Source organism: Fluviibacterium sp. S390, from assembly GCF_049800695.1.
GTDB lineage: Bacteria > Pseudomonadota > Alphaproteobacteria > Rhodobacterales > Rhodobacteraceae > Meridianimarinicoccus.
The window spans coordinates 5,001-18,076 of record NZ_JBNAFN010000018.1 but is presented as its reverse complement, the minus strand read 5'-3'; the positions used below and the strand labels follow the sequence as shown (position 1 = coordinate 18,076).

Below are 13,076 nucleotides of genomic sequence, written 5' to 3'. Positions count from 1 at the left end.
GCAGAGTTCATCTGCCTGTAGGGGGAAAGCCGTTGAAGACTCCGCGCAAGTACAGCATCGAAGGCATCGTCGCCTCTTTGTTCTTCATCGTCCTGATCGGCGTTGTGCTGATCCAGGTCTTTGGCCGCACCCCGTTGTTTCGTGGCCCCGTCTGGACAGAGGAAGCCGCACGCTGGCTTTGGGTCTGGATGGCCTTCATCGGCATCGCCGAGGTCGAACGCCAGGACGGCCAGTTGCGCATGGCGTTTCTGGCCGAGCGGCTGCCCGCGCGCGCCCGCCTTGTTCTCTATACGGTGATCGACCTGATCTACCTGGGAATCGTCGGCCATCTCATCTGGATCGCCTACAAGACAGTTCTGCGGACCGCCGACAACACCACTGTCACCCTGCCGACCACTGACGCGGTGCTGTACGCTTCCGGTCTGGTTGCCGCCATCCTTATCTTTCACCGGATTGTCCGCCGCCTGCTGGGCCGCCGCAATGTCACCGTCTCTCGGGAGCCCACGCTATGATCCTTGCCATCGTCGGAATCCTGTGGCTGGTCTTCGTGCTGATCGGCGTGCCCATCGGGGTCGCCATGATCTTCGTATCCATGGGGTATTTCTATTACACCGGCATGGGCATCAGCTTTGCCATGCAACGCATGACCGACGGGCTGAACAGCTTTCCGCTTTTGGCGGTGCCGCTGTTCATCCTCGCGGCGGGGGTTCTGAACTCTGCCGGGATCACCAACCATCTCTTCGGCTTTGCGCGGTCGCTTGTTGGCCATATCACCGGCGGCCTGGGTCACGTCAACGTGCTGGCATCACTGTTCTTTTCCGGCATGTCCGGCTCGGCGCTGGCCGACGCCGGCGGCCTGGGCAAGATGGAGATCGAGGCCATGCGCGAGGCCGGCTATGACGATGACTTCGCCGGGGCCGTGACCGCCGCATCGTCGATGATCGGCCCGCTGGTGCCACCGTCGATCACCATGGTTCTGTATGGGGTGATTGCCAACGTCTCCATCGGCAAACTGTTCCTTGGCGGCATCATTCCCGGCGTCATGTGTGCGGCGGCCTTGATGGTCATGGTCTGGTTCATCGCCCGCAAGCGCAACTATCCCACCGACACGCGCAGCAGTGCCGGAGAGGTCGGCACGCTGTTCGTGAAATCCCTGCCCGCGCTGATGACCCCCGTGGTCATCGTCGGCGGCATCTTTTCCGGCCTGTTCTCACCCACCGAAGCCGCGGCGATTACCGTCCTCTACGCGATCCTGATCGACCTGGTCTTCTACCGCGAGCTGACCTTCCGCAAACTGTGGGATGCGATCTATGAAACCACCACGACATCGGCGTCGATCGCCACCATCGTCGCGGGCGTGGGGTTGCTCAGCTTCATCATGGCGCGTGAACAGGCCCCGCAGCAGATCGCGACGTTCTTCCTGTCCATCGCCGACAGCCCGATCACCTTCCTGATCGCCGTCAACGTGATGATCTTCTTCCTGGGCTGCTTCATCGAGGCGCTGGTGATCCTGCTGGTGGTTGTGCCGATCCTGGTGCCGGTGGCCATGGGCTTTGGCATCGACCCGGTGCACTTCGGCATCATCACCGTGCTGAACCTGATGATCTCGATCCTGACGCCGCCCATGGGCATGGCCCTGTTCGTGGTCGCACAGGTCGGGGGCATCCCGTATCAGCGGCTTGCCAAGGCGATCCTGCCCTGGCTGATCCCGCCGTTCGTGGTGCTGATCCTGGTCTGTGCCTTTCCGATCCTGTCAACCGGCCTGCCGAGCCTGATGGACTGACATGACCATGACCCTGCTTGATACCCTGCGCGGCGGCCTTGTCGTTTCCTGTCAGCCTGTCGATGACGGACCTATGGACCACCCCGATATCGTCGCCGCCATGGCCGCTGCCGCCGTGGCAGGCGGGGCGGACGGGCTGCGGATCGAAGGCGTCGAAAACCTGGCCGCGGTGCGCCCGCGCGTCTCGGTACCGATCATCGGCATCCTCAAGCGCGACCTGGACGACAGCCCGGTGCGCATCACCCCCTATCTGGCGGATGTCCGGGCCCTGGCCGAGGCAGGCGCCGACATCATCGCCTATGACGCCACCGACCGGCCTCGCCCGGAATCCACCGCCGCGATCCTGGCCGCGATCCATGCGGCCGGCGCACTGGCCATGGCCGATTGCTCTACGCTTGCGGACGGGCGGCGGGCCCTGTCCGAAGGCGCGGCGATCCTTGGCACCACCCTGTCGGGCTATACCGACGAAACCGCGGGCCGGACCGAAGGCCTGGATACGGTGTTGATCGGCGCATTCCGGGACCTCGGCGGCTTTGTCATGGCCGAGGGGCGGGCCAATACGCCCGCGCTTGCCGCCCAGGCGATGGCCGCCGGGGCGGATGCCGTCACGGTCGGCACCGCGCTGACGCGGCTGGAGCATGTCACCGGCTGGTTCCGTGATGCCGTTTCGCAGGCCATCGAGGAACGGGCATGAAGATCATTCAGCGCGACGCCCTGAATGGGTTCGCTGCCGATCTGGGCGGCACCAAGATCGCCGCCGCCCGGATTGAAAACGGCAAGGTCGTTGAGCGGCTTCTGGCCCCCACTGACCCCGCCGCCGGACCCGAGGCTCAGATTGCCGCCATTCGCACGTTGCTGGACCAGTTGGGCCACAGCAAGGGCGCGCCCCTTGGCGCTGCCGTCACCGGGCGGGTCGATCGCGCGGGGGCCTGGCACGCGGTCAACAGCGGGACACTGCCCGCGATCCTCGGGTTTCCGCTGGAACAGGAACTGGTGCGCGCCCTTGGCGCCGCCACCTGCCTGAACGACGCCGCAGCCGCCGCCTTTGCCGAAGGGCTTTTCGGCGCTGGCGCCACCAGCGACAGCTTTGCCTACATCACGGTCTCGACCGGGGTTGGCGGTGGGCTGGTCATCGGCAACCGCCTTGTTGCAAGCGAAAACGGCCTTGCGGGGCATGTCGGGTTCGTTTCCAGCCGCCACGCCAACGGCCCCTGCGGCAGCGGCCGCATGGCAACGGTCGAAAGCACCGCGGGCGGGCGCGGTATTGCCGCCGCCGCGGCGGCCGCCGGTCAGCAGGGCGTCGATGCCCGCGCCGTGTTCCTGGCCGCGTCCGAAGGCCAGGACTGGGCCGACCGGATCGTCGCCACTTCGGCCCGCGCGGTGGCCACGCTGATCGGTGACCTGACCGCTATTCTGGGCCTCGATACGGTGGCGATGGGCGGCAGCATCGGCCTTGCACCCGGATACATCGAACGCATGCGCAGCGTGCTGAGCGATGAACCCGAACTGTTCCGCCCGCGCCTTGTTCTTGCCGAACTTGGCCATGACGCGCCGCTGATTGGCGCGCTGGCTGCCCACCTGGGAAAGGAAAACCCATGAAGGTCCTGATCCTTCCTGACGAACAGGCCGCGATGCAACGCGCCGCCGATCTGGTCGCCCGCACCGTGCAAGCCAAGCCCGCCGCGGTGCTGGGGCTGGCGACCGGCGGCACCATGCTGCCGCTCTATCAGGCCCTTGCCCAGCGTCACCGTGACGACGGGCTGTCCTTTGCCGAAACCACCAGCTTCAACCTGGATGAGTACATCGGCCTGGCGCCGGACCACCCCTGTTCCTACCACAGCTACATGCAAGAGGCGTTCTTCGGGCTGGTCGACATCGACCCGACGCGCACCCATCTGCCCAAGGGGGACGCCGCCGATCCGCAGGCCGCCTCGGCGGACTACGAGGCCCTGATCGAGGCCGCGGGCGGCATTGATCTGCAACTCCTCGGGATCGGTCACAACGGGCATATCGGCTTCAACGAACCGACGGCCAGCCTTGGCTCGCGCACCCGGATCAAGACGCTGACAACAAGCACCCGCCGCGCCAACCAGCGTTACTTCGCATCCTTCGAAGAAACGCCGCGCTACGCCATCACCATGGGCGTGGCCACCATTCTTGCATCGCGGGCTTGTCTGTTGCTCGCCACCGGAGAGGCCAAGGCCGATGCCGTCGCCCGCATGGTCGAAGGCCCGCTCAGTGCAGCCTGCCCGGCCTCGGCACTGCAACTACATGCCCGCGCCACGATCATCCTTGACGAAGCCGCTGCCGGCGCGCTGACCCTCTCCGAATACTACGAAAACGTTCACCCACAGGGCCGCGACAGCCCCTTCGACTGACCCGGGCCAACCGCAGCGTTTTTTTCAGGGCAACCCTGCGACAGCGTGGGCGACGTCCTGCGCGCCCATCAGGGACCAAGATGACGAAGAGTGCATCGCCCTGCCGGTCTGCCCGGGGGGGTGAGCCGCGCTGTGCCGCCTGCGGCCTGAAGACCCTCGCCCACGGGCGCGGTCCGTCACCGGCGTTCGAAGAACCAAAGCAGGATCGCGGGAACCGGTCGGTCTTTGCCGTGGCCGGTTTGGCCGGCCTCTGATCGGTTTGGCCCATGCTTCGACGCACCTGTACCAGTTCGATATGCCGCATCGATTCCCTTCTTTTCGTAGCCCGGCGCAGGGCCCCGGACGATAATATCTGTGACCTTTTGAAAAGATTTGGATATTCTGACATTTCTTGGGAGCTGACGGTGCGCGAGCGACATCCTTGACTTTCGTTTCATTTGCAACGATAAACGTTTCAGATGAAACATTGTGAAGAGTAACGCCGAAGTTCCCACCCATTCCGTTGCCCCGAACAACGAAGCACCCACGGAGAAACACATGGCAAAGGCATTCGCATCGCAGGGAGACCTGGGAGAGAAAACGATCAGTTTTACCGAAGTGGGCGACGGGCTCTGGGCCTTCACCGCCGAAGGCGACCCGAACTCGGGTGTGATCATCGGTGATGACAGCGTGATGATCGTCGAAGCACAGGCGACGCCGCGCCTGGCAAACAAGGTGATCGAAAAAGTTCGCGAAGTGACGGACAAGCCAATCTCTCACCTGGTCCTGACGCATTACCATGCCGTGCGGGTTCTTGGCGCTTCGGCCTACGGGGCAAGCCAGGTCCTCATGTCGGACAAGGCCCGCGCGATGGTGGCTGAACGCGGCAAGGAAGATTGGGACAGCGAGTTCCAGCGCTTCCCGCGTCTGTTCGAGGGACACGAGAGCATCCCGGGGCTGACCTGGCCCACCACCACCTTCAAGGACAGGATGTCGGTCTTTCTAGGCAACCGCCGCGTGGACCTGATGCATCTGGGGCGCGCGCATACCGCCGGTGACATCGTCATTCACGTTCCGGACCAGAACGTGATGTTCACCGGGGACATCGTCGAATACCACTCCGCCTGCTACTGTGGCGACGGGCATTTCAACGATTGGGGCGGCACGCTGGACAATATCGCCGGCTTCGACGTCGATGCCATTGCACCGGGCCGCGGCGATGCGCTGGTTGGCAAGGAAATGGTCCATGCCGCGATCGAAAGCACCCGCGATTTCGTCGAGAGCACCTATCGCCCCGCAGCCCGCGTGGCCGCACGCGGTGGCAGCCTGAAGGACGCATGGGACGCGGTGCGCGCCGCCTGCGATCCGAAATTCGCGGACTACGCAATCTACGAGCACTGCCTGCCCTTCAATGTCGCCCGCGCCTACGATGAAGCGCGGGGCATCGATACGCCGCGCATCTGGACCGCGCAGCGTGACATAGAAATGTGGGAACAATTGCAGGGCTGAGACGTCAGGGGAGGAGACCCGACATGTTTGATGACAGATACAAGCTGGCCTTCAAGGCCTATCCGTACGAGAGATCGCCCGACCAGGATGCCGAGGCGCCAGTGCGCCATCCGGTCGTGGTCATGGGCGGCGGTCCGATTGGCGTGGCCACCGCGCTTGACCTCGGTCGCCAGGGCATCCCTGTCGTGGTGCTCGACGATCACGAAGGAATTGGCATGGGCAGCCGGGCAATCTGCTTTGCCAAGCGTTGCCTGGAAATCTCGAACCGCTATGGCTGCGGGACACCGATGCTGGAAAAGGGCGTCGTCTGGAACCTTGGCAAGGTGTTCCACCGCGACGACATGGTTTTCGAATTCAACCTGCTGCCGGAAGAGGGTCACCAGTATCCCGCTTTCATCAACCTGCAGCAGCCGTATTTCGAGCAATTCCTGATTGACCGGGCCCGCGAGCTTCAGTCCGCGGGTGCGCCGATCCAACTGCGGGGCAAGAACCGCGTCGATGCGGTAGAGGTCCGGGACGACCACGTGGTCCTGACCGTGATGACACCCGACGGCCCCTATGTCCTTGAGGCTGACTGGCTGATCGGCTGTGACGGCGCAAGCTCGCCGCTGCGCGGGATGCTCGACCTCGACTTCAGCGGGCGCGTGTTTCAGGACAGCTTCCTGATTGCCGACATCAAGCTGAAGGGCGAAAAACGCTTCCCGACCGAAAGGTGGTTCTGGTTCGAACCCAGCCACGGATCGGGCGCGTCGGCGCTGCTGCACAAACAGCCCGACGATGTCTGGCGGATCGACTTCCAGATCGGCTGGGACGTCGACCGCAAGGAGGAAATGAAAGAGGAAAACATCCGCCGCCGGCTGGACGCGATGCTGGGCGATGTCGATTACGAGATGGTCTGGTCCTCGATCTACACGTTCCAGTGCAAGCGGATGGACAGCTTCCGATCCGGCCGCGTTCTTTTTGCCGGAGACGCCGCGCACCAGGTTTCGCCCTTCGGGGCACGGGGTGCCAACTCCGGCATGCAGGATGTGGACAACCTCGGCTGGAAACTTGGCCTTGTGATCGAAGGCAAGGCTCCCGAAAGCCTTCTGGACAGCTATGACGTTGAGCGGGTCCACGGAGCGGATGAGAACATCCTGAACTCCACGCGCGCGACCGACTTCATCACGCCGAAAACCGAAACCAGCCGGATTTTCCGGGATGCGGTGCTGGGCCTGAGCAGGGAGTACGCGTTCGCCCGGCCCATGGTCAATTCCGGTCGGCTCAGCGTGCCTTGTGTCTATGACGGATCAGGCCTCAACTCTGCGGACGCGCTGTTGGGTGGCCCGTCGCGCACACGCCCCGGGGCCCCTTGTCCGGATGCCCCCCTGGGCGACGACTTCCTGCTGTCGAAGCTTGGCGATGAATTCGTGATCCTGACAATCGACGCGGATGCGCCCGAAACACTGGAAGAAGACGGCATCACCGCGCGGCGGATTGCCCTTTCGGCCAGCGACGACCCGTCGGGGCGACTCAAGGAGCGCTATCTGGGCGAGGCCACATCGGCGGTCTACCTGATCCGGCCCGATCAGCATGTTGCCTCCCGCCGCAGCGAATTCAACGAAGCCCTGATGCGCACCGCGCTGCGCCGCGCCACCGGAAAGGAGTCCGTCTGATGAGCGATTTGATCCTGACCCCCAATATCGACGGGACCGACGATTTCTATGCCGATCTGCTGGCGATCCACGAAGGAAAGGACAAGGCCGAGAGCGATGCGATCAACGCCCGGCTGATCCTGATACTGGCCAACCACATCGGCGACCGGGAGGTCCTGAACCAGGCTCTCGCTGCCGCCAAGATCTGAAACACCAAGGGAGGATACCATGAAAATCAAGTTTAAAGGCACAGCACTGCTGCTCGCTGGCGCAGCCAGCGTCACCATGTCGTTTGCGTCGATGGCCATTGCCGATACCACGCTGGCGCTGTCCAGCTGGCTGCCGCCGCGCCACCCCATCGTCGTGGACGCCATCAAGCCCTGGGCCAAACAGGTGGGCGAAGTTACCGACGGCCGCGTGACGGTCCGCGTGCTGGCCAAGCCGATGGGCCCGCCGCCGACGCATTACGACATGGCAGCGGACGGCATCGCCGACATCACCTATGGCCTGCATTCCTTCACCACCGACGATCGCTTCAGCCGGTCCCGCATTGGCCAGTTTTCCTTCATCGGAGACGACGCCGTTGCCGGGTCCAAAGCCTTCTGGAACGTTTATTCCGGTCCGCTCAACGCCCAGGAAGAACATGACGGCGTCAAGCTTCTGGGCCTGTTCGTGCACGGCCCCGGCGTGCTGCACAACAACGCGCGCAAGATCGAAACCCCCGAGGACTTTGCCGGTCTGAAGATCCGGGTTCCCGGCGGCTACATCTCTGACATGATGTCCGACCTGGGGACGACCACGCTTTTCATGTCCTCGGGAGAAGTCTACGAGAAGCTGTCGCGCGGGGTGATCGACGGTGCGACCTTCACCTATGAAGCCCTGACCGCCTTCAAACTGACCGACGATCTGAAATACTCCATGACCGTCCCGGGCGGCATCTACAACACCACCTGGTTCCTGGTGGTCAACGACGAGAAATGGGCCGAAATCTCTCCGGAAGATCAGGCCGCGATCGAGGCGATCTCTGGCGAAGCCTTTGCCGAGCTGGTTGGCGAAGCCTGGAACAATGCCGACGACAAGGCCATCAGCAAGATCCAGGACGCCGGCATCGAAATCTACGAAGCCCCGCCTGCGGTTCTGGACGGGATCAAGTCGATTGCCGCCCAGTACGAACAGTCCTGGTCCGACGAAATCGCTGCGGATGGCTATGACGGCACAGCAGCCCTGGCCGAACTGCGCAAACAAGCCGGCGTGGACTTCTGATCGATGGAGCGGCTTCGCCATCGTTTCCCCGACCAGCCCCCTGAAGAAGGGGGGCTGGATATCGGGCTGCTGCTCGACAGGTCACTGGGTGTCGGAGCTGCTCTGATCCTGTTCAGCCTGATCCTGATCACCTGCGCCGATGTCGTCGGGCGCTACTTCTTCAACGCGCCGCTGGCCGGCGCGTTCGAACTCACCGAAATCCTGCTTGCGGCGCTTGTGTTCCTGGCGCTGCCGCTTACCACCGAACGGCGCGAACACGTCGAGGTGGACCTGCTGAACATGGTTCTGGGAGCCAAGGCACAACGCCTGCTTGCGGCCTTCGCCGGACTGTTTTCAGCGGCGCTTCTGGCCACATTTTCCTGGCGGCTGTTTACCCACGCAGCCAGGGCGGCCCATGACGGCGCGGTGAGCAACGCACTCGAGATCCCGCTGGCGCCGTTTGGCTACCTTGCAGGGGCCTCCTGCATGGTGTCGGCCTTCATCGCCTTCCTGCGGGGCGTGCAACCGCCCCCCGAACACAAAACCGACAAAGACCACCTGGAGGCGACGCCATGATCGAGTCCCTGATCGGTTTCGCCGTACTTCTTGGCCTCATCCTTCTGCGGGTGCCGATTGCCTTCGCGATGGCGGCTGTGGGCGGGTTTGGCTTTGCCTTCATGCGCGGCTGGGAACCTGCATGGGCCATGACCGGACAGGTCGCCTTTGACACCACCCTGTCGTACAGCCTGTCGGTCATCCCGCTTTTCATCTTCATGGGCAACATCCTGGCGGGTTCTGGTGTCGCGCACGGCCTGTTTGCCGGGGCCGACCGGCTTTTTGGACGGTTTCGCGGCGGGCTGGCCATGGCCTCGGTCTTCTCCTGCGGTGGCTTTTCGGCGGTCTGCGGCTCGTCACTGGCAACGGCAGCGACGATGTCCAAGGTGGCCATGCCCTCCATGCGCCGTTTCGGATATGATGATCGTCTCGCCACAGGCTCCATTGCCGCCGGCGGCACGCTCGGCATCCTGATACCGCCGTCCGTGATCCTGATCATCTATGGCCTGCTGACGGAAACCAATATCGCCAAGCTGTTCATCGCCGGCATCGTGCCGGGGATCATCGGAGTGCTGCTCTATCTTGGCGCCGTATTGGTGGCGGTTCGGATCAACCCGGCCCTGGCGCCGGAAAAGGCAAACACCGAACCGATGAGCCGGGATGACGTTATCGGGGTCGTCTGTGTGCTTGGCCTGTTCATCTTCATCATGGTCGGGATCTACGGTGGCTTCTTCACGCCAACTGAGGCCGCGGGCATGGGCGCGGGGGCTTCGGTTCTGATCGCGCTGGCGCTCAGGACGATGACATGGTCGGGGTTCTTCTCCGCCACGCTGGATTCGATCCGGGCCACGGCGATGATCTTTGCGGTCATCATCGGTGCCGAGCTCTTCACCAACTTCATCAACTTCGCCGGCTTGCCAGATGCGCTCTCGGGCTTCGTGCTCGACAACCAACTGCCGGTCTGGGCGGTGATCGCCTTTATCATCGTGGTCTACATGGTGCTTGGCTGCGTGCTTGAAAGCCTGTCGATGATCCTGCTCACCGTCCCGGTCTTCTACCCGCTGATGTTCGAGCTGGAGTTTGCCAACGAGTTGTTGCTCGACCCGGAGAACGCCCTGATCTGGTTCGCCATCGTCGTCGTCGTGGCGACCGAGATCAGCCTGATCACGCCGCCCGTCGGCATGAACGTCTTCGTTCTGAAGGGTGTGCTGCAGGATGTCTCGCTGGGCACGATCTTCAAGGGGGTGTTCCCCTTCTGGATCGCCGACGTGATCCGGCTGGCGCTGCTCATCCTCATCCCGTCGCTCTCGCTCTGGCTTGTGGGATTGATGTGAACCGGCGGGGCAGCGCCGTCTGCCCCGCCACTCTGGCACTGCCCCCAAAAGGGTGGGCCTGAAACACGCCGGTTGGCTGCACGCGAGGGAACTCGAGGGGAACAATTGCTCCCTGGGGAATGCACCCTCGCCCGCCCCCTCCCTGACATGAAGCGCACCGAGCGACGTGGGAACCAGCCCGCAAGAGCGATCCCCCGGACCGCCGCTGCCGGATCAATGACGCCATTCGGCGTGGCAACCTGATCCCTGCCGACAGGAACGCGACCGGCATCCTGCGTTCAAAGGCAAGGACCTGGAAACGCGATCAGATCAACCGGAGTGTCCCGCGCAACCCCTTCGAAGAGGTTGGCAGGGTGACCGGACTGCCCGGAAAGCGTCGGCCGCCATCAAGGTGCCAATCTCTCACGTGCACGTAAGACCCTGATCGCCGGGTTTCGGTAACAGCCCCTTCTGGCAGCGGCTTCACTGTCTGGACGTCAAGACCCGGTTGCCGCCTTCAAAAGCGCAGAGACACCACGGTTGAGGGCCACCCGATCCTCGTCAGACATGGACATCAGCATTTCCTGCGCACGGGCTTCGACCTGCGGCAGGAGTTCATCGAAAAGCCGATGGCCCTCCGGCGTGCAACTGTAGACCCTGATACGGCGGTCGCCTTCAGAAATGGCACGGGTGATCAGACCCTTGTCTTCCAGCCGCTGCGCAGCGCGATGGACCTGCACCTTGTCGAGAGTCGTGCGTTGGGTAAGCTCCCGCGATGTCAGGTTCTGGGCATCGGCCAACAGGAACAGAAGGCGCCACTCTTCCCGCGACAAGCCAAATCCCTGCTGGTAGACCTCGGTAAGCTTCCGCGAGAAGGCTTCCGAAGCGACGGCGAGACGATATGGAAAGAATGAATCTAGCTGCATTTCACCAGACATTGTAGCGGGTTTTGTTTCGCTTGCAACGAACCTCTGTCCGGTGACCTGGCAACAATGGCGTGGCTTTGCTCAGCCGGCGGTCGAGGGCAGCGTCGATCTCGGCACACATCTACCGTCGCCACGCCGCTCTCCTGCTGCTTCAGGATCGCAATGATCTGCTCTTCGCTGAACCGTGATCTCTTCATTCTGTCCGTCTCCTCGTTCGGGACGGAATCTACCTCAAACTGGAGGGAAGTCGGGTCTCAGGTCAGACTCGTCCAACGTTGATGTGGCGTTGATGTAAAACGCGACATCAAAAACTTGATCGGCTGGAGCCGACTTCAAGTCTTTGATATTCTGTTAAATTTTTGGTTGCGGGGGCAGGATTTGAACCTGCGGCCTTCAGGTTATGAGCCTGACGAGCTACCGGGCTGCTCCACCCCGCGACGCTTGGGCATTTATTGTTGCCCATTTTGAGAGGGATCGTTTTGAGAGATACGGTTTTGTTTTTTTGCACAGCTTACTAGGTTTGGCGATGACCTACTCTCCCACGTCTTGAGACGCAGTACCATTGGCGCTGCAGTGCTTAACGGCCGGGTTCGGGATGGGACCGGGTGTTTCACTTGTGCTATGATCACCAAACCGAGAAAGCTGTGCGACCCCGTTTATGGCGGGGTATTTTTTTTCCAAGTCAGGCACACGTTTGGTGTACGACTTTTGATGTTTTTGAAGCGTCTTGCTTCTACTGGATCAAATCAAGCCTATCGGACCATTAGTACCGGTCAACTGAGCACATTGCTGCGCTTACATCTCCGGCCTATCGACGTGGTGGTCTACCACGGTCCTCAGGGATACCTTGTTTTGAGGGGGGCTTCCCGCTTAGATGCCTTCAGCGGTTATCCTGTCCGTTCATAGCTACCCAGCACTACCATTGGCATGATAACTGGTCCACCAGTGGAACGTTCACCCCGGTCCTCTCGTACTAGGGGCAACTCCTCTCAAGTATCCTACACCCACGGCAGATAGGGACCGAACTGTCTCACGACGTTCTAAACCCAGCTCACGTACCTCTTTAAACGGCGAACAGCCGTACCCTTGGGACCTGCTCCAGCCCCAGGATGAGATGAGCCGACATCGAGGTGCCAAACGGTGCCGTCGATATGGACTCTTGGGCACCATCAGCCTGTTATCCCCGGCGTACCTTTTATCCGTTGAGCGATGGCCCTTCCACTCGGGACCACCGGATCACTATGGCCGTCTTTCGACTCTGCTCGACTTGTCAGTCTCGCAGTCAGGCTGGCTTCTGCCATTGCACTCAACGAGCGATTTCCGACCGCTCTGAGCCAACCTTCGCGCGCCTCCGTTACGCTTTAGGAGGCGACCGCCCCAGTCAAACTACCCGCCACACAGGGTCCCGGATCCGGATAACGGACCGCGGTTAGACATCAAGCAGAGCAAGGGTGGTATCTCAAGGGAGGCTCCGCCAGGACTGGCGTCCTGGTTTCAAAGCCTACCACCTATCCTGCACATGCTCGGCCTAATGCCAATGTGAAGCTGTAGTAAAGGTGCACGGGGTCTTTCCGTCTAACCGCGGGAAGCCTGCATCTTGACAGGCAATTCAATTTCGCTGAGTCCACATTTGAGACAGCGGGGAAGTCGTTACGCCATTCGTGCAGGTCGGAACTTACCCGACAAGGAATTTCGCTACCTTAGGACCGTTATAGTTACGGCCGCCGTTTACCGGGGCTTCAATTCGGAGCTCTCAC

At 62.2% G+C, this 13,076-nt stretch carries 12 protein-coding genes, 1 tRNA gene, 2 rRNA genes and 1 pseudogene (1 of these 16 only partly in view); 11 read left to right on the top strand and 5 right to left on the bottom strand.

Translation table 11 applies throughout. The features are described from left to right. Nucleotides 1-32: 32 nt before the first annotated feature. From ACP15K_RS14305 to ACP15K_RS14255, 11 genes are all read left to right on the top strand, one after another. Complete coding sequence (locus ACP15K_RS14305) at nucleotides 33-512, top strand: TRAP transporter small permease (RefSeq protein ID WP_193143298.1); 480 nt, start codon at nucleotides 33-35, stop codon at nucleotides 510-512. After that, a complete protein-coding gene (locus ACP15K_RS14300; protein ID WP_193143297.1) occupies nucleotides 509-1,783 on the top strand; it encodes a TRAP transporter large permease in 1,275 nt (424 codons plus the stop codon). The genes ACP15K_RS14305 and ACP15K_RS14300 overlap by 4 nt, the downstream gene beginning before the upstream one ends. 1 nt (nucleotide 1,784) lies before the next feature. Then, nucleotides 1,785-2,477, top strand: coding sequence for a putative N-acetylmannosamine-6-phosphate 2-epimerase (locus ACP15K_RS14295; protein WP_226926122.1), 693 nt, complete (start codon nucleotides 1,785-1,787; stop codon nucleotides 2,475-2,477). Beyond that, on the top strand, nucleotides 2,474-3,382 hold the full coding sequence (locus ACP15K_RS14290; RefSeq protein ID WP_424990817.1) for an ROK family protein: 909 nt from the start codon (nucleotides 2,474-2,476) through the stop codon (nucleotides 3,380-3,382). The genes ACP15K_RS14295 and ACP15K_RS14290 overlap by 4 nt, the downstream gene beginning before the upstream one ends. Continuing rightward, nucleotides 3,379-4,161: a glucosamine-6-phosphate deaminase gene (gene nagB / locus ACP15K_RS14285; protein ID WP_193143294.1), complete on the top strand. Its 783-nt coding sequence runs from the start codon at nucleotides 3,379-3,381 to the stop codon at nucleotides 4,159-4,161. Before ACP15K_RS14290 ends, nagB begins: the two co-directional genes overlap by 4 nt. 537 nt (nucleotides 4,162-4,698) lie before the next feature. Continuing rightward, on the top strand, nucleotides 4,699-5,649 hold the full coding sequence (locus tag ACP15K_RS14280) for an MBL fold metallo-hydrolase (RefSeq protein WP_193143293.1): 951 nt from the start codon (nucleotides 4,699-4,701) through the stop codon (nucleotides 5,647-5,649). A 23-nt stretch (nucleotides 5,650-5,672) separates the two neighbouring features. Continuing rightward, a complete protein-coding gene (locus tag ACP15K_RS14275) occupies nucleotides 5,673-7,304 on the top strand; it encodes an FAD-dependent oxidoreductase (RefSeq protein ID WP_193143292.1) in 1,632 nt (543 codons plus the stop codon). Continuing rightward, nucleotides 7,304-7,492 (top strand): DUF2783 domain-containing protein, encoded by a 189-nt coding sequence (locus ACP15K_RS14270; RefSeq protein ID WP_193143291.1) that lies wholly within the window; start codon nucleotides 7,304-7,306, stop codon nucleotides 7,490-7,492. The genes ACP15K_RS14275 and ACP15K_RS14270 overlap by 1 nt, the downstream gene beginning before the upstream one ends. Before the next feature lie 19 nt (nucleotides 7,493-7,511). Continuing rightward, nucleotides 7,512-8,546, top strand: a complete 1,035-nt coding sequence (locus ACP15K_RS14265; protein WP_193143290.1) for a TRAP transporter substrate-binding protein — start codon at nucleotides 7,512-7,514, stop codon at nucleotides 8,544-8,546. 3 nt (nucleotides 8,547-8,549) lie between these two features. After that, nucleotides 8,550-9,101, top strand: coding sequence for a TRAP transporter small permease (locus tag ACP15K_RS14260; protein WP_424990816.1), 552 nt, complete (start codon nucleotides 8,550-8,552; stop codon nucleotides 9,099-9,101). After that, nucleotides 9,098-10,414 (top strand): TRAP transporter large permease, encoded by a 1,317-nt coding sequence (locus ACP15K_RS14255; protein ID WP_424990815.1) that lies wholly within the window; start codon nucleotides 9,098-9,100, stop codon nucleotides 10,412-10,414. Before ACP15K_RS14260 ends, ACP15K_RS14255 begins: the two co-directional genes overlap by 4 nt. A 476-nt stretch (nucleotides 10,415-10,890) precedes the next feature. Here the strand turns inward: ACP15K_RS14255 and ACP15K_RS14250 are convergent, their stop codons facing one another. The 5 genes and pseudogenes from ACP15K_RS14250 to ACP15K_RS14230 all read right to left on the bottom strand — a co-directional run. Beyond that, nucleotides 10,891-11,331 carry a MarR family winged helix-turn-helix transcriptional regulator gene (locus tag ACP15K_RS14250; RefSeq protein ID WP_226926120.1) on the bottom strand — a complete coding sequence of 147 codons (441 nt, stop codon included), beginning with the start codon at nucleotides 11,329-11,331 and terminating at the stop codon, nucleotides 10,891-10,893. A gap of 98 nt (nucleotides 11,332-11,429) precedes the next feature. Beyond that, nucleotides 11,430-11,516: pseudogene (locus ACP15K_RS14245) on the bottom strand (transposase); the annotation flags it as partial. Nucleotides 11,517-11,679: 163 nt separating this feature from the next. Further along, a tRNA-Met gene (locus ACP15K_RS14240) sits at nucleotides 11,680-11,756 on the bottom strand. A gap of 81 nt (nucleotides 11,757-11,837) precedes the next feature. Continuing rightward, nucleotides 11,838-11,952, bottom strand: a 5S ribosomal RNA gene (gene rrf, locus ACP15K_RS14235). Between the two features lie 109 nt (nucleotides 11,953-12,061). Beyond that, a 23S ribosomal RNA gene (locus tag ACP15K_RS14230) occupies nucleotides 12,062-13,076 on the bottom strand; it runs 1,919 nt beyond the window's last position.

Coding starts and splice junctions, on each gene's coding strand:
- ACP15K_RS14275 (WP_193143292.1), top strand. CDS start 5,673: ATGTTTGATGACAGATACAAGCTGGCCTTCAAGGCCTATCCGTACGAG.
- ACP15K_RS14270 (WP_193143291.1), top strand. CDS start 7,304: ATGAGCGATTTGATCCTGACCCCCAATATCGACGGGACCGACGATTTC.
- ACP15K_RS14265 (WP_193143290.1), top strand. CDS start 7,512: ATGAAAATCAAGTTTAAAGGCACAGCACTGCTGCTCGCTGGCGCAGCC.
- ACP15K_RS14280 (WP_193143293.1), top strand. CDS start 4,699: ATGGCAAAGGCATTCGCATCGCAGGGAGACCTGGGAGAGAAAACGATC.
- ACP15K_RS14290 (WP_424990817.1), top strand. CDS start 2,474: ATGAAGATCATTCAGCGCGACGCCCTGAATGGGTTCGCTGCCGATCTG.
- ACP15K_RS14260 (WP_424990816.1), top strand. CDS start 8,550: ATGGAGCGGCTTCGCCATCGTTTCCCCGACCAGCCCCCTGAAGAAGGG.
- ACP15K_RS14300 (WP_193143297.1), top strand. CDS start 509: ATGATCCTTGCCATCGTCGGAATCCTGTGGCTGGTCTTCGTGCTGATC.
- ACP15K_RS14250 (WP_226926120.1), bottom strand. CDS start 11,331: ATGTCTGGTGAAATGCAGCTAGATTCATTCTTTCCATATCGTCTCGCC.
- nagB (WP_193143294.1), top strand. CDS start 3,379: ATGAAGGTCCTGATCCTTCCTGACGAACAGGCCGCGATGCAACGCGCC.
- ACP15K_RS14255 (WP_424990815.1), top strand. CDS start 9,098: ATGATCGAGTCCCTGATCGGTTTCGCCGTACTTCTTGGCCTCATCCTT.
- ACP15K_RS14295 (WP_226926122.1), top strand. CDS start 1,785: ATGACCATGACCCTGCTTGATACCCTGCGCGGCGGCCTTGTCGTTTCC.